Annotated in this window: 15 protein-coding genes, 1 tRNA gene and 1 other RNA gene; 12 read left to right on the top strand and 5 right to left on the bottom strand. The window is 28.3% G+C overall.

Features of this window, described 5'->3' with window-relative positions; translation table 11 throughout:
* Positions 1–22: 22 nt before the first annotated feature.
* The 4 genes from rsmG to ffs form a co-directional block, all read right to left on the bottom strand.
* On the bottom strand, positions 23–661 hold the full coding sequence (rsmG, locus tag EXT02_RS01640) for a 16S rRNA (guanine(527)-N(7))-methyltransferase RsmG (protein WP_069028246.1): 639 nt from the start codon (positions 659–661) through the stop codon (positions 23–25).
* Positions 648–2,501 carry a tRNA uridine-5-carboxymethylaminomethyl(34) synthesis enzyme MnmG gene (gene mnmG / locus EXT02_RS01635; protein ID WP_130427714.1) on the bottom strand — a complete coding sequence of 618 codons (1,854 nt, stop codon included), beginning with the start codon at positions 2,499–2,501 and terminating at the stop codon, positions 648–650. Before mnmG ends, rsmG begins: the two co-directional genes overlap by 14 nt.
* 58 nt (positions 2,502–2,559) lie before the next feature.
* Positions 2,560–3,255 carry a hypothetical protein gene (locus EXT02_RS01630; RefSeq protein WP_130427712.1) on the bottom strand — a complete coding sequence of 232 codons (696 nt, stop codon included), beginning with the start codon at positions 3,253–3,255 and terminating at the stop codon, positions 2,560–2,562.
* Positions 3,256–3,424: 169 nt separating this feature from the next.
* Positions 3,425–3,516, bottom strand: an RNA gene (ffs, locus tag EXT02_RS01625) — signal recognition particle sRNA small type.
* 322 nt (positions 3,517–3,838) lie between these two features.
* On the opposite strand from ffs, the gene EXT02_RS01620 reads away from it, so the two are divergent.
* The 10 genes from EXT02_RS01620 (at position 3,839) to topA (ending at position 14,492) form a co-directional block, all read left to right on the top strand.
* Positions 3,839–3,915 (top strand) — tRNA-Arg (locus EXT02_RS01620).
* A 305-nt stretch (positions 3,916–4,220) separates the two neighbouring features.
* Positions 4,221–5,306: a DNA recombination protein RmuC gene (locus EXT02_RS01615; RefSeq protein WP_130427710.1), complete on the top strand. Its 1,086-nt coding sequence runs from the start codon at positions 4,221–4,223 to the stop codon at positions 5,304–5,306.
* Between the two features lie 318 nt (positions 5,307–5,624).
* Positions 5,625–5,936 carry a hypothetical protein gene (locus tag EXT02_RS01610; protein WP_130427708.1) on the top strand — a complete coding sequence of 104 codons (312 nt, stop codon included), beginning with the start codon at positions 5,625–5,627 and terminating at the stop codon, positions 5,934–5,936.
* Positions 5,937–6,445: 509 nt separating this feature from the next.
* Positions 6,446–8,032: a ribonuclease Y gene (rny, locus tag EXT02_RS01605; RefSeq protein ID WP_205737028.1), complete on the top strand. Its 1,587-nt coding sequence runs from the start codon at positions 6,446–6,448 to the stop codon at positions 8,030–8,032.
* A 24-nt stretch (positions 8,033–8,056) separates the two neighbouring features.
* Positions 8,057–8,818: a TIGR00282 family metallophosphoesterase gene (locus EXT02_RS01600; RefSeq protein ID WP_130427706.1), complete on the top strand. Its 762-nt coding sequence runs from the start codon at positions 8,057–8,059 to the stop codon at positions 8,816–8,818.
* Between the two features lie 237 nt (positions 8,819–9,055).
* Entirely contained in the window at positions 9,056–9,931 is an 876-nt protein-coding gene (gene miaA, locus EXT02_RS01595) for a tRNA (adenosine(37)-N6)-dimethylallyltransferase MiaA (protein ID WP_130427704.1), read from the top strand.
* A gap of 59 nt (positions 9,932–9,990) precedes the next feature.
* Positions 9,991–10,560, top strand: coding sequence for an elongation factor P (gene efp / locus EXT02_RS01590; protein WP_130427702.1), 570 nt, complete (start codon positions 9,991–9,993; stop codon positions 10,558–10,560).
* Between the two features lie 279 nt (positions 10,561–10,839).
* The gene (locus tag EXT02_RS01585) at positions 10,840–11,541 is read left to right on the top strand and encodes a hypothetical protein (RefSeq protein WP_240682794.1); all 702 of its coding nucleotides are present in this window, start codon (positions 10,840–10,842) and stop codon (positions 11,539–11,541) included.
* A 29-nt stretch (positions 11,542–11,570) separates the two neighbouring features.
* A complete protein-coding gene (gene ylqF, locus EXT02_RS01580; RefSeq protein ID WP_042068218.1) occupies positions 11,571–12,458 on the top strand; it encodes a ribosome biogenesis GTPase YlqF in 888 nt (295 codons plus the stop codon).
* Between the two features lie 90 nt (positions 12,459–12,548).
* Positions 12,549–14,492, top strand: coding sequence for a type I DNA topoisomerase (gene topA / locus EXT02_RS01575; RefSeq protein WP_130427698.1), 1,944 nt, complete (start codon positions 12,549–12,551; stop codon positions 14,490–14,492).
* A gap of 108 nt (positions 14,493–14,600) precedes the next feature.
* Here the strand turns inward: topA and EXT02_RS01570 are convergent, their stop codons facing one another.
* The gene (locus tag EXT02_RS01570) at positions 14,601–16,196 is read right to left on the bottom strand and encodes a multidrug transporter (protein ID WP_130427696.1); all 1,596 of its coding nucleotides are present in this window, start codon (positions 16,194–16,196) and stop codon (positions 14,601–14,603) included.
* Positions 16,197–17,238: 1,042 nt separating this feature from the next.
* Between EXT02_RS01570 and EXT02_RS01565 the strand changes: the two genes are divergently transcribed.
* Both EXT02_RS01565 and EXT02_RS01560 read left to right on the top strand, forming a co-directional pair.
* On the top strand, positions 17,239–18,237 hold the full coding sequence (locus EXT02_RS01565; RefSeq protein ID WP_130427694.1) for an ATP-dependent 6-phosphofructokinase: 999 nt from the start codon (positions 17,239–17,241) through the stop codon (positions 18,235–18,237).
* Between the two features lie 123 nt (positions 18,238–18,360).
* Positions 18,361–19,848 (top strand): MATE family efflux transporter, encoded by a 1,488-nt coding sequence (locus tag EXT02_RS01560; RefSeq protein ID WP_130427692.1) that lies wholly within the window; start codon positions 18,361–18,363, stop codon positions 19,846–19,848.
* Positions 19,849–19,878 lie beyond the last annotated feature (30 nt).

The raw sequence follows: 19,878 nt of genomic DNA, 5'->3' as shown, positions 1-19,878 counted from the left end.
TTTTTTTATTATATTACCTTTTTTATTCGGTTTGGAATAATAAATTAGTTCTTGTTCCTAATTCCATTGGTAATTCCAATGTTTTTGCACTAACTAATTTAACTCTTATTTGCTTAATTATCTTTTTGCTAGCTTCTAATTCTTGTTGAAAGTTTTTACCTTTCATAGCAATAAAATAACCCTTTTTTTTAACTAAATGAACACACCATTTTAAGATAAGTTCCAATCTAGCCAAAGCGCGAGCAACAACACAATCATAACTACCATTTTTGGCTATGTCATATTGTTCTACTCTTTGGTGAAAAAAACATATATTATCTAATTCCAAATGGCTTGCTAATTGTTTTAAGAAATTGATTTTTTTTAAAGATGATTCAATGATTACAATTTTTAAATGAGGAAAAAGAATTTTTAAAGGAAAGCTAGGAAAGCCAGCACCCGAGCCAACATCACAAAGATTAGTTACAGTATTAAAGTTAAATATTTCTTTTAAAATTAAAGAATCATAAAAATGTTTATAGCAAACATCAGATAAAGATATTAGAGAAGTAAGGTTCATTTTTTGGTTTTCTTGTTTTAAAAATTCATAGTAAAAAACAAACTTGTTTAATTGCTTTTCGTTGAGTGCAAATTTGTCTTTTAATGATTCAAAGTAAAGCATGATGTTTTTCCAAATAAACTAATAAAATCGAAATATCAACTTGATTGACTCCTAATATTCTTGTTGCTTGTCCTAAAGTTTGGGGTTTGATTAAATCAAGTTTTTCTTGAGCTTCTTTTGATAAATTTTTAATATCTGCGTAATTGATTTTGCTAGGAATTTTTTTTTGTTCTAACCTTGCTAATTTTTGAGCTTCTTTTTGGGCTTTAGCAATATAACCTTCGTATTTGATTTGTATTTCTACTTGTTCATAAATGGTTTTATCTGCTTTTTCCTGTAAAAAATGTTGTAAAGTGCAAAAATTTAATTCTGGTCTTTTTAGCAGTTGTGCTAATGTGGTTTTTTCTCCAAGACTAGCTGAGTTTTGTTGTTTTAAATAAGATAGATTATCTGAATTAACTAAAATTTCATAATTTTTGCTTTTTTCTAATAAAAGTTTGATTTTAGCTTTTTTGTTTTGAAAATTGTTATAATCTTTTTCATCAATCAAACCTAGTTGATATCCGTAATCTTTGAGGCGCAAATCGGCATTGTCGTGTCTTAATAATAAACGAAATTCCGCGCGTGATGTCAAAAGACGGTACGGTTCTTTGGCGCCCTTAGTGATTAAATCATCGATCAAAACACCAATATAGGCTTCATTTCTTTTTAACACAAAAGGAGGTTTATTTTGGAGTTTTAAAGAAGCATTAATTCCTGCCATAAGCCCTTGACAAGCAGCTTCTTCATAACCGCTGGTGCCGTTCATTTGTCCTGCTAAAAAGAGATTTTGGATTTTTTTAGTCTCTAAACTGTGTTTGAGTTGGTTGGGATTAAAAGCATCGTATTCGATAGCATAAGCATATTTAGTGATTTGGGCGTTTTGTAATCCTGGAATAGTTTTAAGGATTTCGTGTTGAACGTGTTGAGGCATGCTGGTAGAAAGTCCTTGTAGATACATTTCATCCAAAGATAGGCTTTCTGGTTCAATAAAAATTTGATGACTGTTTTTATCACAAAATCTTACTACTTTATCTTCGATAGAAGGGCAATAACGAGGGCCTGTTCCTTCAACATAACCTCCATACATAGCTGATTGGTTTAAATGTTTTTGGATAACTTGGTGGGTGGTTTGGTTGGTGTGAGTTAAAAAACATGGTTCTTGGGGTCTTTGATTTGTTTGGGGAACAAAACTAAATATTTGTTCTAAATTATCTCCCATTTGTATTTTGGTTTGGCTATAATCAATGCTTTTTTTTTTAACTCTTGGTGGTGTGCCTGTTTTTAAACGAATAACTTCAAAACCTAATTCTTTTAATTGAGTGCTGATACCGTAAGTTGTAGGAACGCCATTAGGTCCCGAGGATTTTTTGGTATCTCCAATTAAAATTTGGCTTGCTAAATAAGTTCCTGTAGTGATAATGACAGTTTTGGCATTAATTTTTGTTCCATCAATAAGACAGACTCCTTGAACTTGGTTGTTTTGGATGACTAGATTGTTTACGAGCCCTTCCAATAGAGTTAAATTGAGCTTTTTTTGTAATATTTCTAAAATAATTTGAGGATATTCTAATTTATCAATTTGAGCTCTTAAAGCTCTTACTGCAGGACCTTTGGAAGAGTTAAGCATTTTGATCTGAATTTGTGCAAGATCTGCAGCTTTTGCCATAACACCACCTAAAGCATCTATTTCACGTACTACAACACCTTTGGCAGGACCTCCGATAGAAGGATTGCAAGGTAAGGAAGCAACTTGTTTTAAGGAGCCTGTAATGAGTAAAGTATTATGTTTTTTTGCCAATATTAAAGCAGCTTCAACACCTGCATGTCCTGCTCCAATAACAATGCTATCGTAGATCATTTGAGTACCTTTCTTGATTGTTTTTTTTGGGTTTTATAATCATTTATTTATCATTTGTTTAATTTAATTCGTTTATTTCGTCTATTGTGTTGTCTTTGTTTTTGGGGTTATCTTCATTGGGATTTTGGTCGGATTTGGGTTCAACAAAGGTTGGATTGAATTGTTTTTGTTTTTCTTTTAATGATTCGTAAAGTTCTATTCCTAATGTTTCTTGGATTTTGTCCAATGTTTCTTGTAATTTTTTATCTCTAAATATGTGTAATTTTTTTTGTTGGTTTTTCATCCAATAATTCATAGAAAAACAAGAAGATATCAATACAACAAAAGCAGGAATTCTTAACCAAACAGAAATTTGTCCACTAAGCAAAAAAGCATTTAATAAAATAGGCACTAAAACTGCCACAAATAACAATTTTATTGTTTTGATTAAAGTAGCTTCTTTTTGGAAAATCTGCCATATAAAATCTAGCCACATATCGTTTATATCTTTTTGATAAAAAGCTCCAAATTCTTCGTAATATTTTTTTTCAACCAAAAGGCGGCACACTCCTTTATCAGCAGTCCAAACAGCAAATTGGCGTGATTGAAAAAGAGTACTATAATATTTGCTTTGATCCAAATAATAAAATTCTACTTTGGTTTCTTTTCCTTTTAATGTTGTTTCTTGGGTTAAAAATGGTTCTCCTTGTAAAGAGTTGTAAATATTAGTTAATAATTTAAATTCTTTTTCTTTTTGAAAAAATGAAAAATTCATATGATTGCTCCTTTTCCTTTATTTTTTAGTTGTGAAATTGTTATTTTTCGAAAGTTTTTTTGCCAAAATTCATTAATAAAAATTTATTTTTTTGTTTTTTTAATTTTATGCATTTAATTGTTGTTTTAAAAATTGTTTTTTTGGGTCTTTTATATTAAAAATAACCTTTTCAAACCCTATCTTCCACACAATAAAAATAACTTATGGCTGCTTCAATTAAGACCTGACCAAATTCGTCTCTTATTGTTGAATGATAAGGTTTGAAAAGGCTACCTTAGTTTTGTTGGATAAAAATACTTGTCTTTTGTTAATGTTTTTTGTGATTTGTAAATTATTTTTTTCTTGAAAAAATTTTTAAAAAATTTTAGAAATTATTTAGAAACTATTTAGAAATTAAAAATCAACATTATTATTATATACTTTTTTTATTTATTTGTGCAAACTTTTTTTATTTAATAGATATTTAATGACTTTTGGATCGTTTTTTCTTTGAGGATTTAAATAAAGAAACTATCTTCACTACTTTAATTGCTTTTTTTTGTCCAAAACAATGATTTTATAGTATAATATTTGTTGTATGTTTGTTTGAGTAGCTCAGCTGGATAGAGCAACGGCCTTCTAAGCCGTCGGTCGGGGGTTCGAATCCCTTCTCAAACGCCAGTTTATCTTTTATTTTTTGCACCATTTCCATTAATTTAGTAATTTAGCACTTAGACATTTATATTTATTTTTAATATTTATTTTTTTTGTCCCAAACATTTTCACAAATTTTTATTTTATGTATGTTATTTGTTTTTCAAATAAGAAATAAATATTAAAAATATTTAAAGAACAAATCTCAATAATAACACTTTTTTTATTTTTGTTTTGTTTTTTATTTTTTGTATTTTTTTATATCAACTTTAATGCATCCCAAAGCTAAAAGACATTAAAAAAGAAAAAAAGAAAAAGGAATAATAAAATAAATGCCTAAAGATCAAATTGTTTTTTTATTAATCTTAACTTTATCCGTTATTTTGATTCTTATTTTGGGTGGTGTAACTTTCATTATTTATTTTTTTGTTGTCAAACCGAAAAAAACGCAATTCAATATCCAAGATTTTGTGAAACAAGCTTTTTTAGAGTCAGAATCTAGGGTTATTTGTCGTTTGGATGATAAAATTAACAATTTAACTCATCAAAGTCAAGATAGTTTAACTAAAGAAATTAAAGATACTCGCCAACATTTAACAATTAATCTGGAAAATTCTTTAAAAGTTTTAAGAGAACAAAATGCAAGTGGTTTTCAAGAAGTGCAAAACATTCATAAATTATTGTGCCAAAACGATAAAACAGGACAAGCTGGAGAATTTTTGTTGGCACGCGTTTTGGAAAATGTTTCTCATTTTAAAGATAAATTAGTTTTTGAAAAACAATATTTAATGAAAAAAACAAACAATAACGGCAATCATCTTAAAGTTGATGTGATGTGTAAAGGTTATGGTAAATTTGTTCAAATTCCTATTGATTCGAAGTTTCCTACCACAGATTTTATAGCCTATATTAACGCCACTTCCAATCAAACAGAATTAAAGAGTCGCTTTTTATTTCACGTTAAAGAAAGAATTAAAGAAGTTCAAAAATACGTCAGCAAAGAAGACAACTGCCCTTATGCCATTATGTTTATTCCTTCTGAAAGTATTTTTGCCCAAATTAATTGCGATCCTGAAATAATATCATATGCTTTTAAACGCAATGTTATCATTACAAGTCCTTCGATTTTACTTGCTATTCTTAATTCAGTTGATTATTATTTTCAAATTTTCGAAAGTGTTCAAAACAACGAAGAAAAACTTGAATGTATTGAAAATGTGCTACAAGCGATGAAAAATTTTGATAAAGTCTTTATTTATGATTTGAAAGCGGCTTTGGAAAAAGTTCTCAAAGTGATTGAAGATATTCAAAAAAAAGAAAAAACCTTAGAGCAACGTTATCAAAAATTGTTAGAAGTTCGAAAAAAAGAAAATAACAATTCCAAAAACAACATCAAAAATGAAAAGATAGATTTTTAAATCATTATTTTAACTCCTTTTTGACATTATTTTAACATTATTTTGCAAATACTTTTTTGAGTTATTATATAATATTTATGGATACTATTTTTTTTATTTAGTATCTTATATATTTCATTAATTAAATTATTAAAATTATCTATATTTTTAAATCCAAATTAAAATTAAAAAATTATGCATTCAAATCCAATTTATATTATTTATTATTCTTTATTTTGATATTTTGAGTTTTGGCATGATTTTTATTCAACAACCAAAGGATATCATTTTATTTTTAAATTTACTTCCAAGCAAATCATTATTACTAGCGTTTTTATTGTGATATTACTTGCCATTCCTATTATTATATTTTTTTCTTTAGAAGAAGAATCTCCTCAAGGGTCATCTTCTGATGAAGTTATTGAACAAATGCAATTTTCTGATGAAACACAAAACCCAAACTCAGCCCCTTCGAGTTTAGAAAAAAAATCTTTGAAAGATGCATTTATTGAAAAATCAGGAGAATTTTTTGAAAGAGCTATAAAATCTCCGAAAGTATCTCAATCAATAAAAACTTTTTCTAATAAATTATCAAGCACCATTAGCAAAAGCTTTTCTCAAAATAAAAACCAATTACCAAGAAAAGCTTGATTATTAATTATATTAATAAATTCAAATATTTTGCTAGCACATAATAATATATAATAATTAAATATTTTTCATTACAAAAGCTAATCTTTTTAAGGTTAGCTTTTCAGTTTTTTTATTTTTGCCACTATTCATCACAGAACCATTGTTTTTTGCATGGTTTTTGCTGAATTTTTTTTTCGCAAACCAAACTTTATTATTTTTTTTAACCCCCAATTTATACATTTTTATTTTTTCATTTCACGATGAAATTTTGTACTGAACAAATTAAAAAAAATAATAAAACTTCTAACCCGGCCCCATTCAAAATTAATTCAAAATTAATTATCAATATTTAAAAAAACAAACTTATTTATCGTTTTAATGACAAAATTGCATCAAAAAATCTAATCCCCCCTATTTTTTTATTTTTTGTTTTGCATTACAAATCATTAAACTAAATTCAAAAAGAAAAAGAGGTAAAACAATGATTTTATATTTGTTAACCCCCTCAAAAGAAAGGTATCAAGGATATGAAAGGTGATTATTGGCGAACTCATTGTATAATGGGTTGTTCCCTTCTTGTCTTTGTTTTAATTTGTGGATCAATTATCGGCTATTTTTTGTATTCTTTTTTTAATCAAAAGAAATTAGAAGAAAAAAAACAAGCATTTGACAACAAACTAAAAGAAAAAGAAAAAGATTTGCAACAACGCGAACAAGAAATGATGCGTAATGCCAAAATAGAAATAACTTCTTTAAGACAAAAATTAGAACTGGATTTAGAACAAATAACCAACACAATTGTTGATTTAGAATCCAAAAATAATCGTCGTGAAGAATTGCTTAACAACAGAACTGAGAGTCTCAATAAAAGAGAAGAGCATTTAGATTTTGAACAACAAATAATTAGCCATACTAAAAAAAACCTAGAACAACAAATCAAAGAACAAGAAACAATTTTAAACACCCAAAAACAACAATTAGAAAAAATAGCTTCCTTAACGCAAGATCAAGCCAGACAAATCATAATGAAAGAAACAAGAGACCAAACCACTTATGAAATGATGTCATATATTAAACAAGAAGAAGAAAAAGCCAAAAGCGAAGCATCTAAAAAAGCCAAAAATCTTTTAGTTTTAGCCATGCAAAAATATGCTGGCGATATTACAGGAGAAAAAAATATTAGCGTTGTTAACATTCCTAACGAAGATATGAAAGGACGGATTATTGGGCGCCAAGGCAGAAATATTAAGTCTTTAGAAGTTTTAACCGGAGTAGACTTAATTATTGATGAGTCCCCTTGCACCATTATTTTAAGTAGTTTTGACCCGATTAGAAGAGAAATTGCCAAAAAAACTTTAGAATTTTTGGTCTCTGATGGGCGAATTCATCCTTCTCGCATCGAAAAAGCCTTAGAAACTTCAACCATAGAAGTAGACAATTTTATTAAAGAAATGGGCGAAGAAGCTGCTTTTATTACTAAAATCGGCGAAGTGCACCCCGACTTAATTAAAATTTTGGGAAAACTTCACTTCCGCATTAGTTACAGTCAAAATGTTTTGAAACATTCTTTGGAAGTAGCTTTTTTAGCTGGTAAACTTGCCTCTGAAATTGGCGAAAACGAAATTCTTGCAAGAAGAGCAGGACTTTTTCATGACATCGGTAAAGCTCTAGACCACGAAATGGAAGGAAGCCACGTAGAAATTGGCGTTTCTATTGCTTCCAAATACAAAGAAAAAAAAGAAGTTATCGACGCTATTGCCTCTCATCATGAAGACCAAGAACCCCAATCAACTATCGCTGTTTTAGTTGCAATAGCAGACACCTTGTCTTCCGCTAGACCAGGAGCCAGAAAAGAATCAGTAGAAAACTACATCCAAAGACTAACCAAATTAGAAACTATTGCTAATGCAACAGAAGGAGTTGCCAAATCTTATGCTATTCAAGCTGGCCGCGAAATTCGTGTTATCGTTGAACCAGACAAAATCGCAGACAATTTTATTTTCCAAACTGCCCGCACCATTAAAGAACAAATTGAAAAAGACATTAGTTACAATGGTGTTATCAAAGTTACTGTTATAAGAGAAACCAGAGCTGTGGAAATGGCTAAATTATAATCCACCAAAGGAGATAATTAATTCATGAAAATAATGTTTATCGGAGATATTTACGGAAACCCAGGAATTAGTTATTTTTCCGAAAAAGTGGGTTTTTTAAAAGAAACTTACAAACCTAACCTCATTATTGCCAATGCTGAAAACGCTGATAATGGCAAAGGTTTAAGTTTTAAAATTTATAAAAAATTACAAAAATTAGGTGTTGATTTGATGACTATGGGAAACCATGTTTGGAAAAATAAACAAATTAAAAATTTTATTGACAAATCAAATGTAATTCGTCCCATCAATGACACCCAACAATTAGGGCAAGGTTATAAAATTATTGATTGCGAAGATAAAAAAATTTTAGTTATGAATGCTTTAGGACGTGTTTTTATTAACTCCAAATTGCATTGCCCTTTCAAAACTATTGATAATGTTTTGGAACAAAATAAAGCTAAATATGATTTTTCTTTTTTGGATTTTCATGCCGAAGCCACTAGTGAAAAAATTGCTTTAACTCATTATTTTGATGGTAGAATTGATGCTATTGTAGGCACTCACACTCATGTCCAAACTAACGACGAACGCCTTTTTCCCCACAATACTCTTTATATTTCTGATGCAGGAATGACAGGAGCCAAGGACGGCGTCATTGGTAAAGAAAAAGAACCTATAATTCAATCTTTTTTAGGACATCGTTTTGTTTCAATACCTAATGCCGAAGGAAAAAGACAATTAAACGGTTTACTTGTCACTCTTAAACCTCATAAAACTATTGAAAAGATTAATTTATCAGAATGAAATAAAATTTGTTTTATGAAAACTAAGCGAAAAAGAATCAAAATTATCTTCTGTATCACTTTAATTTTTTTTGTTTTTTAACGCTTTGCATTTTTTTATTTTATTCTGGTTTTTTAATTATTTAAATTATTAAATTATTATACCAAACATAACTTTTCCATATAAATTTATAATGATTTTATATTTTGGAAAACATTTAATAACCCCAAAACACTTCTACCCTCATAAAGGAAAATTATGAAAAAAGTAATCGCTATTACAGGTCCTACCGCTTCAGGAAAAACTAGCCTTTCTATTAAAATAGCTAAAAAAATTAATTTAGAAATAATTAATTGCGATTCTCTTCAAATGTATCAAAAATACGATATTGGAACTGCTAAAATAACTCTCGAAGAAGCCCAAGGAATTAAACATCATCTTTTAGATTTTCTTGCTCCTGGAACAAATTACAGTATTTATCATTTTCAAAAAGATGCCCGCAAAAAAATCGAAGAAACGCCCCTTCCTTTATTTGTGGGTGGTAGCGGGCTTTATCTTAAATCAGCCCTTTTTGATTATGAATTAACTCCTAAATCTTTGTTTTTGCCACCTACTTCTTTACCTGCAATAGAAAATATGATTGATTTTATTAAACAAAAAGATCCTCAATTAATTGCGAACCTAGATTTAAAAAATCCTCGTCGCATCCTAAGCGCTTATCAAGATTTACTTGCAGGCACTTTAAGGTCACAAAAAAATAAAAAACACAATCCTCTATATTCTTCGCTAATTTTTTATCTCGATATTAATAGACAAATTTTGAAAAAAAGAGTTATTTTAAGATTGGAACAAATGTTAAAACAAGGTTTTATAGAAGAAGTTAACCAAATTCAAACTCATTTTCCAAACGCCAATTTTAATATTATTGGTTATCGTGAAATTAAAGCTTTGTTAGAAGGAAAAATAACTTTAGACCAAGCCAAAACCTTAATTATTCAAAAAACTATGCAATATGCCAAACGCCAAAAAACTTGGTTTAAAAATCAAATTAAGCCCATCATTCTAGATGCCTTATCCCCTGATTTAGAAAAAACCACTATTTGCCTTATTAACGATTTTTTAAAAACTGATTAAACATTAAACAATTAAACCAACGAAAACAATTCCAAAAAAATAAGAAAGTAATTAGAAATATGATTAATACAAACGATTTTAAAACTGGACAAACCATTAAATTTAACAACCAAATTTATCAAATCCTAGAATTTTTACATGTCAAACCTGGTAAAGGTGCTGCATTTGTAAGAACCAAATTAAGAAACCTAAGAACAGGTAGTGTCATTGACTACACTTTTAACGCTGGTATCAAAGTGCAGCCTGCCTTAATTACTAAAATTAAGATGCAATTTCTTTATGCTTTGGAAGATAATTATATTTTTATGAATACTCAAAATTACGAACAATTAGAAATTAACAAAAATCAATTAAAAGATTTTCTTAAATATCTTTATGAAGGGCTTTTAGTAGATATTATTTTTTATGAAAATGATGAAATTGTAGGTATCAGTTTACCTGACAAAATCTCTATTAAAGTAGCTTACACCGAACCTGGAGTCAAAGGAGATACCAAAACTAATTCTTTAAAAGATGCCACTTTAGAAACAGGTTTAGTAATTAAAGTTCCTCTTTTTATCAATATTGGAGAAAAAATTATTATCAATACTGAAACAGGACTTTATTTATCAAGAGACAACAATAAATAAAACACCTTATTTTTGCAGTTTTAAACTGCTTTTTTGTTTTATCCACCACATTTAAGCCCTTTTCTTATATATTTTTATAAATTGTGTTTGTTAATTTCTTTGTTTGTTATATAATTATAGGTAGTTCATGTCATCTACATTTTGCCTTTATATAGTGTTTTGCGATTTGAATCCGTTTATAAAAATTATAAAAAATAAAAAAAGGATGATGATATTGTGTCTTTTTGGGAAAAATTTTTCAACATAACAAAACAATTTGCTTTTTTTAATACTTTCTTTATGGGTATTCTTTCTGGTGTTATTTTAAGCTCTTTTATTTATTGTCTTCTTTCTTTGTGTAGTGTGAAAAAAACTTTAGCAGCTCATAGACTAGAAAAAACAGATGTTAGTCAACAAGAAATAATTAAATTAATTGAAGCTAAGAAAAAAGATTTCAAAGAAAAAATGAAAAAAGATAAAGGCAATTTTGGGCATTTTTTGATAACTTCTATCCAAGAATTAATTTTAGAAATCTCAAGCCAATTTTATCCCAGCTCCAAATATCCCTATCTGGAACTTACCATTGATGAAAGTCTTATTTTGATGTTTTACATAAATCAAAGAGTTGACAAAGTATTTCAAAACAAAATTTTGATAATGTTTCGCAAAATGACTTTAAAAAGAATCTTTGTAATTAGAGAAATGGTTGTTAAAAAAAACATGATTCAAAAGTATCAAAAAGTTGCCAAAGTAACTAATACTTTTAATAATATCAGAAATTTTTTCAATCCTTTTCATTGGTTTAAAAAAATAATTTTTGACAAACCCTTAGAACTTATTTATCATCAAATAGGAGTTTCTTTGATTGCAATTACAGGCGAAGAAGTTTATAAAATTTATAGTAAAAAGATTTTTGAAACTGAAGAAGACCTCGAAAAAGATCTACAAAAAGTTTTAGATACTATCTCTAAAGTAAGTGCAGATCAAAGCGAAAAAGAGTAATTTACTTAACAAAAGAAATGGGTTTAACAATGAAAACATTTAATTGGTTTCCTGGTCATATGAAAAAAACTTTTGACCAAATTAAAAATAATTTATCTTTGGTTGATATTGTTTTAGTAATTTTGGATGCAAGAATTCCTCTTTCAAGCCTCAATTCTCAAATTTTTTCTTTAATTAACCAACGCCAAAAACCCCTCCTTATTTTGCTAAATAAATTTTCTTTAACTGATCCTTGTAAAATCAATAATTTTATCGCTAATTATCACAAAAAACAAATTCCTGTTTTAACAATTGATGCTATCAAATCCCCTAAACTTCAAGAAATATATCAAAAAGCTTTAACAACAATCAAAGCCAAAAATCCCCTTTTTAAATCTAGAAGAATAGCAACCCAAACTCCCAACATTAAAGCTATGATTGTAGGAACTCCCAATGTTGGCAAATCAACTTTAATTAACAGTTTTGCCCAAAAAAAAGTTTTAAAAACAGCTAATTTAGCAGGCACTACCAAACGCATTCAATGGATTGACATTGCTAAACCCAATATCCAGTTTTTGGATACTCCAGGAGTTTTGTGGCACAATTTTTCTGATCCTCGCATAAGTTTGGCATTAGCACTTGCAGGCTGCTTTAAAGATTCCATTTTACCTTTAGAAAAATTAGGCATTCACGCACTTTGCTATCTTATAAAACATTATGGTACCAATTTGCAAAAACGCTTCAATTTAGACCAAAATGATTTATCTAACCCTAATTTAGTTGATATTATCGGACAAAAAAGAAATATTTATACTAAAAATCAAAAAGTTGATCAATCTAGAGTTTATCAAATGTTATTGCAAGAAATAAGGCAAGGTAACTTAGGGAAATTAAATTTTGACTTAGATGTTTTATCTCTCTTTGAAAAACTTTTCTAAAACCCAACCAACCACCAAACCAAAAAATAGAAACGCAAAACAATTAATTACCCAAACTAACCATATCTTTTAATTGAGGGAGCCCAAAAAATGAAATCAAAAGTTATTATAGTAGAATCTCCTGCTAAAACCAAAACTTTAAGCCGTTTTTTAAATGACGAATTTTTAATTTTATCTTCCAAAGGTCATATTAGAGATTTGTCGCTAAAAGGCAAAGACAGAATGGGAATTGACATCGAAAAAGGATTTATTCCTAAATACAGCATTATCAAAGAAAAAGACAATATCGTAGAAACTCTTATCCAAAAAACTAAAGGTAAAGAAGTGCTATTAGCAACCGATCCTGATCGCGAAGGAGAAGCAATTGCTTGGCATTTATCACAAATTCTTAATTTAGACCCCCAAAAAACTAATAGAATTGTTTTTCGAGAAATTACCAAAGAAGCAGTCTTAAAAGCTTTGCAACAACCTCGCAAAATCGATGAACTATTAGTGTTTTCACAAGAAACTCGCAGAATGCTAGATCGTATTATTGGGTTTAAACTGTCGCGTTTGGTAAGGAGACTCAAATCACAATCAGCAGGAAGAGTGCAATCAGTTGCCCTTAAATTAATTGTTGATTTAGAAGAAAAAATAAAAGCTTTTGTCGCTGAAGAATACTATATTATTACTGCTTTTTTTAAAGATTTTCAAGCAGAATACCAAAATCCTTACAAAGGCAAAACCAAAGCCAAAGAAGCTTTTAAAATTGTCCAACAAATCACAGATAAACCCTTTTTAGTTAAAGAATTAAAACAAAAAGAAGCCAAACAATCACCCAAACCACCCTTTATTACATCTACCCTGCAACAAGAAGCCATCAACAGCCTAAATATGACTTCTAATCAAGTTATGAGAATTGCTCAAAAACTTTATGAAGGAGTTGATATTTTAGGTGAATCTATAGGGTTAATTACTTATATGAGAACAGATTCGCAAAGACTTGCAGACAGCTTTGTTAAAGATGCTCAAAAATTAATTAAAACACAATATGGCAAAGAATATTTAGGTACTTACAAAACCAATAAAAAAGCTCAGTCGCAAGACGCTCACGAAGCTATAAGACCCACTGATTTATCCAAAACCCCCGAAAGCCTAGCCCCTCATCTTGATAAATACGAAAATAAACTCTATAAACTTATTTATCAAAGAACTTTGGCTTCTTTAATGACACCTGTCATATTTCAAAAAACCCAAGTTTTTTTTGAAGTTGCAAACCATCTTTTTTTAACTGAAGGTTTGATAAAAACTTTCGATGGCTATCAAAAAATTTTGCAAGATGGCACCAAAGACAAAATTATTCCTTCCTTTAAATTAAATGAAACTTATTTGCCTCAAGAAATTCAAAATTTACAAAAATTTACTAATCCTCCAGCACGCTTTTCTGAATCCACTTTGATTAAAACTTTAGAAAAACTAAATATTGGAAGGCCTTCTACTTACTCTCAAATCATTTTTACCCTCAAAAAAAGAATTTATGTTGATTTAGTAGAAAAACGTTTTGTTCCTACCGAACAAGGAATTTTGACTGCTAAAAACTTAGAATTGTTTTTCAAACAAATTATTGATGTTAAATATACTGCCAAAATGGAAGAAAATTTAGATAAAATCTCTTCAGGATTAGTTAATAATAAAGAATTATTGCAAGAATTTTATGATGCTTTCAAACAACTTTATCAAATAGCCGATCAAAAATTAGAAAAACCAAAAGATATCGAAACCGATCAAAAATGTAATTTATGCAATGCCCCTTTACTCATCAAAAAAGGACGCTATGGTAATTTTTTAGGTTGCAGTCGCTTTCCTGAATGTAAAAATATTGTTTCTTTAAAAGAAAAATCAAGTTCTGTAGAAACAAATCCTTCTATGCAAACCAATCAAAAATGTAATTTATGCAACGCTCCTTTACTCATCAAAAAAGGACGCTATGGTAATTTTTTAGGTTGCAGTCGCTTTCCTGAATGTAAAAATATTGTTAAAATTAAAAAAACTTAAGTTTTTTCGATGAAAAACATAAAAAATTTATTTCATATTTACAATATTTTCAAGTTATTTATATAACAAAAAAGACTATCGATTGATAGTCTTTTTTAATTTATGAATTTATTTAAAACTTTTTGGTTGTTTTTCTTTTTTTAATTTATATACAAAACGAACACACACAAAAACCATAAACATTAACATAATGAAATTAGCACTGAAATTGGCAAATCCATATGTATTATTTATTTTAATGCTTGTTTTTTCTTCATTTCCAAACCAAACATTTCTAAAGAAATAAAGGGCAGGTATTCTGAAAAGAAAAACACGACCAAAACTTAACAACAAATCATATTTAGGTTGTTTAGCTGCAATTAAGAAAGTAGAAAAAACTTCTAATTGAGTAGTTAATAGACCAGTTGTTAAAAGAGCACCCAACAAAAAGGACTTAAATTCTGGGTTTTTTGCATGAAACATATCTAATGTCATTTGGTCTTTTTTTTCTTTGCCTAAATTTTTAAAAAATAAGCATAAATCATCACCAAAACCAAGCCCACAATATTCTTTAGGAGCACAAATTAAATAAGTAACTGCAAATACTAAAAAACAACAAAATGAGACAAGCATTAAAGTTTTAATTGCTCTTTTGTTATTTTTGTTCCCTAAGTTTTCAGAAACAATCATCAATTGTCCTTCTTTTAACGAAAACGATATTTGAGCAAATAAAGTAATAATGCTATCAGCAACTCCAATTGCACCTAAGCCGCCCAAACCTTTAAATTCGAAAGGAGTTCCAGCTAAAAATGGTTTATCAAATGTGCTATCTACCATAAATAAGGTAAACATTCTTCCGCCTTCATAAATAAATTTGCCTATTGTTAAAGTAATACTTAATTTCAAAATAGTTTTAAGTAATTTTTTGTCTTGAAAAAAAGTTTTAAAAGAAAAATCGCCTAAACTTAAAAATAAAGGATTTTTTTTGTTAAAAAGAGTGAAAAAAGCAACTATTGTAATAAATAAATAAGCAATACATGAAGCTGTTTGCAACCCTAAAACATTGGGACACAACGCTTCTAAACCAATGACTTTGATGCCAAAACACAAAGTACTTAATCCAATTTTTAAACCCATCATAATACAGTTTAGAACCAAAATTTTTTTAAGTTTTCCCAAAATTCTTTCAATTCCTAAAAAGAAAACATTAATAGCAGCTAAAATAGTGCCCAACATTTGTAATCTAAAAGCGTTAATGCAAAGATTTTTTTCCTCAGTTGTTATTGCCTTTGGTACTCCGTTAATTACTTTTTCCTTTAAAAAAAGACTACAAATAGGGCTGGAAAAACCAATCATAACACAAGCTACAACTAAACTTACTATGAATAACAAAACAAAAACGCTAGATGCTATTTTACGAGCTTTTAAAGATTTGACATTTTTATTTTTACCCACTTCACGCGAAATTAATGCAACTCCTGTAATTCCTAAACAAACTCCTACTGCTTCTACAATGCTTTGAGCGGATTTGGAAAATTGAATGTAGCTTTGGGTTGCTCCTTCTAGACCAGCTCCAAAAAAAGTATCAACACTACCGAAACAAGCTTTAAAAACATTAAAAACAATAATAGGCAAAGAAATAATCCATAAAGCTTTTAATAAGTTTCCCTCCAAAACAAGCCTACTTATTTTATCTTTTTTATTAATTACTTTGTTTTTCGTCATTTATTTAAAAAACCTTCCTTTTGATTTGAAATTAATTGAAATAAATTGATAAATTATTATATTTATTGCATTTGTTGTGCAAAAAAGTATAAATTTAAAAAAACAAATGGCAGTTATTTTTTGTAGTTTTAAAAGTGTTTGTTTGTATCTTTTTTGTCAAGGTAAAAATTAATTATTTTTCAAACAAATATTTTTGCCTTTATTTTAAGGATTTTTAATTAAGGATTTTTAAAGGTTTTCAAAAAAGATTTTAGGTTTAATTGGTTAAAGTTTTTGTTTTCTTTTAGCAAGCATTTGATGAAAAAACATAACAAAAAAATGCTTATTAAATCTAAAATAACTGCAAATTGTTTTCTTAACTACTCTTTAAGTATAACATATAAAAAAATAAGTGTTAATATTTTTGCTACTCCCAAAGATAAAAAACAACTAAAAAAAGGAAATCCAAATCCAAAAAGCTAATAAAATTATTCCAAAAAAAACAACTTCATTATTTTTTTGCAAACTTATTTTTCAATTGTTTTATTTATTTTAGCCAATAAATATTTGTTGCAATATTTTGTTTATTTTGCGAAAAAGCCCCCAATATCACAAAATTTTTACAAAAAGAACAAAAATAATACGTTTTAATTGCAATATTTGATTAAATCGTATACAATTTAAATGTAGCTGTTAATAAATCAAAAAATTCTAAGAATAGCATAAAAAGTTTTTTCATAAAAATTTTCATAAAAAAAAGATTAGTTAGTTTTTGAAATACCTAAAAATTTACTTAAAATAATAATTTATAATTTGGATAAAGACACAAAAAAGACAGTTAAAACAAAAACCCAACTAATCATATTATATTTTATTATTTTTTTAAACGCTTTGGAACTTTTTCAAGTACACTATTTTTTTACTTATTAACATTTAACAACTATTTATTTCATTTATTTTAATTTTGACTCGCTCACGCGGATTTATTAAAAAACATTCATCAAACTAATCATTTAACAATATTTACAATATTTCAAAAATATAAAGGAGACTTAATTTTAAAATGAAAAATGAAAACCAAAAAGCAAAAACAACAACAAAAGAAAACAAAAAAATTGCTGTGTTAACTTCAGGCGGCGATGCTCCCGGAATGAATGCAGCTATTCGTGCTGTAGTTTTTGAAAGCGCTAAACAAGGATTTGAAGTTTTCGGTGTAAAAGATGGTTATTTAGGACTTTTTAATAACCAAATCGAAATCTTAAATCCTCAAACATTTCCTCGTGTTCTTAATGTGTCTGGTACTTTTTTGGGAACTGCTCGTTTTTTAGATTTTCAAAATAATTTAGATGTTCGCAAGCAATGCGCCCAAAATTTAAAAAATTTAGGAATTGATAAATTAGTTGTAATTGGTGGTGATGGTTCTTATAAAGGAGCATCCAAATTGCACGAACTTGGCATCCAATGCGTAGGACTGCCAGCCACCATTGACAATGATATTTGTGCCACTGATTTTACTATTGGATTTAGCACTGCTCTCAATAATATTGTAGATGCAATCGAAAAATTGCGCGATACTTCTGTTTCTCACAACCGATGCAGTATTATTGAAGTGATGGGACGCCACAAAGGGGATTTGGCTTTATTTGGTGGACTTGCTGCAGGAGCAGACGTTATTGTTACTCGCGAAAATCTTTTATCCCAAAAAACTATTTGCCAAAAAATTAAATCTTTGCGCCAAGCAAACCAAAGACATGCTATTGTAGTTGTCACTGAACATATTTTTGATGTTGCAAGTTTAGCCAAAGAGGTAGAAAATTACAGTGGTTTCGAAACTAGAGCCCAAGTTTTAGGACACATTCAAAGAGGTGGTAAACCAACTGCAGAAGATCTAGTCCTTGCTTTTAGAATGGGAAGTTATGCCGTTTCTTTATTGCAACAAAACATTTTTAATTGTGCTGTTGGTACTTGTGGACTTAATTTGCATTACACTACTTTTGGTGATCTTTTTGAAAAAACTTATGAAAAAAATGAATTATTTAATGTAGTAGCTAAATTGTTGTAAAATGATTGTAGAATAAAATATTGTATTTATCAAAATTAATTTTTGTACTTCCAAATCCCAAACCCCAAATAAATTACAATTGATTTTGATATAAATACTAAAAAAATAAAACGGAGTATATTTATGTCTACTGAAAAAAATCATTTGTCACACCCTTCCAAACCTGACAACCAAACCCCTAAATCATTTAAAAGACCTATTTGGATCAATTTAATTATTCTTACTTTTCCCATTGCTATTTATTTTTTATTTCAACAATTATCCGTATCCATTGATTTTTATATTATTGGGAACCAACCCAATTCCAGCACCAATTTAGATAAAAACATCTCTTATATGGCACAAATTAAAAAAATTTTGCAAAGTGTTGCTATAGCTTTAGGTGGAGCAGGTGTTATTTTAGTAGCTAGAGAATACAAAAAAAAGAATTTTACTAAAGCCAAACAATACGCTACCCTAGCTTTTTTATTGGCAATTATTTCTTCTTTATTCTTTTTAGTGGTTTTGGGTTTAGGTGTCCTTTTACCAGCTCCATTTGGAGATATATTTTTAAATAAAAGTTATCATAGCCAAAATGGACTTACATATTATTATCTTATTTTAATTACTTTTGTAGCTATTACTATGAATGCAGTTTTTATTGGATTAGAACGCGCCAAGGAAAAAACTAGATTTGTTTTAACCCTTAATATTTGTCTTATTATTACAAGAATTAGTATTTCTTTTGCTTTTAAAGCAATCAAACAAAACCAAGTTAATTTAATTGATTTAGCCCTAGCTGATTTAATTGCTAATTTATTGCTTACTTTGGTAACTTTTTATTGTATGTTTAGTTCTAAAAATATTTTTAAGTTGCAATTTAAAAACCTAGTCTTTTCTAAACGCACAGTAAAAAATATCCTGAAATTAGCAGTAACATTAATTATTGCCAAATCTACTTATGAAATTGGAAAACTCATTATTCTTGCTATGATAGACAGTTATTTTACCAAAGATCAAGAAAACTTAGTAGATATTTTTGGATTTGTTATGGCAGTTAATGGTATTTTTTATGCTATTTCTAATTCTTTTGAAGATAGTCAATCTGCTATGGTATCTCAAAGTGTTACTTTTCAAAGCAATAGCAAAACTTTTAAAATCTTTAAAAATGTTGTTGTAATTACTCTTATTATAGGAATTATTGGAGTATTTATAAATCAATTTTGTGGTGAACAATTATTGCGTGCCTTAAAACCTGAAAAAGTTTTTACCAAACAAGAAATAACATCCTTTAAAGAAATCCTTAATTGGGAACAAACTTCTTTGTTTTTTTCTGTATGGACTACTTTAATGATGGGTTATGTCTCATCTTATAAGAAAAATGCTAATCTTATTTTTGTAATTAATCTTTTAAGAGTTGTTTTAAGAATAACTATTTTATGGTTTTTTCATGACATTTTGCCCCAATTAAAAGATGTTTCAATTCCTGATGCTACTCAATGTGGTTTAAGTACTTTTGGAAGCAATATTATTGTCTTTTTGACAACTACTTATTTATTTGTATCTTTTTTGCGTCAAAACAAAATCAACCAAACCCCGCGTTTTAAGAAAAATAAAAATAATGCTTTGTAAACCAAAATTATTAAATAAAAATTAATACAA

It is taken from the genome of 'Catharanthus roseus' aster yellows phytoplasma (assembly GCF_004214875.1).
GTDB classification, from domain to species: domain Bacteria; phylum Bacillota_I; class Bacilli_A; order Acholeplasmatales; family Acholeplasmataceae; genus Phytoplasma; species Phytoplasma asteris.
This window is presented reverse-complemented; position numbering and strand designations above follow the sequence as displayed.

Bases quoted from the DNA above. Each gene is read 5' to 3' on its own strand.
- EXT02_RS01585 (WP_240682794.1), top strand. From the start codon at position 10,840: ATGGGTATTCTTTCTGGTGTTATTTTAAGCTCTTTTATTTATTGTCTT.
- rsmG (WP_069028246.1), bottom strand. From the start codon at position 661: ATGCTTTACTTTGAATCATTAAAAGACAAATTTGCACTCAACGAAAAG.
- topA (WP_130427698.1), top strand. From the start codon at position 12,549: ATGAAATCAAAAGTTATTATAGTAGAATCTCCTGCTAAAACCAAAACT.
- miaA (WP_130427704.1), top strand. From the start codon at position 9,056: ATGAAAAAAGTAATCGCTATTACAGGTCCTACCGCTTCAGGAAAAACT.
- mnmG (WP_130427714.1), bottom strand. From the start codon at position 2,501: ATGATCTACGATAGCATTGTTATTGGAGCAGGACATGCAGGTGTTGAA.
- ylqF (WP_042068218.1), top strand. From the start codon at position 11,571: ATGAAAACATTTAATTGGTTTCCTGGTCATATGAAAAAAACTTTTGAC.
- EXT02_RS01630 (WP_130427712.1), bottom strand. From the start codon at position 3,255: ATGAATTTTTCATTTTTTCAAAAAGAAAAAGAATTTAAATTATTAACT.
- rny (WP_205737028.1), top strand. From the start codon at position 6,446: ATGAAAGGTGATTATTGGCGAACTCATTGTATAATGGGTTGTTCCCTT.
- efp (WP_130427702.1), top strand. From the start codon at position 9,991: ATGATTAATACAAACGATTTTAAAACTGGACAAACCATTAAATTTAAC.
- EXT02_RS01560 (WP_130427692.1), top strand. From the start codon at position 18,361: ATGTCTACTGAAAAAAATCATTTGTCACACCCTTCCAAACCTGACAAC.
- EXT02_RS01615 (WP_130427710.1), top strand. From the start codon at position 4,221: ATGCCTAAAGATCAAATTGTTTTTTTATTAATCTTAACTTTATCCGTT.
- EXT02_RS01565 (WP_130427694.1), top strand. From the start codon at position 17,239: ATGAAAAATGAAAACCAAAAAGCAAAAACAACAACAAAAGAAAACAAA.
- EXT02_RS01570 (WP_130427696.1), bottom strand. From the start codon at position 16,196: ATGACGAAAAACAAAGTAATTAATAAAAAAGATAAAATAAGTAGGCTT.
- EXT02_RS01600 (WP_130427706.1), top strand. From the start codon at position 8,057: ATGAAAATAATGTTTATCGGAGATATTTACGGAAACCCAGGAATTAGT.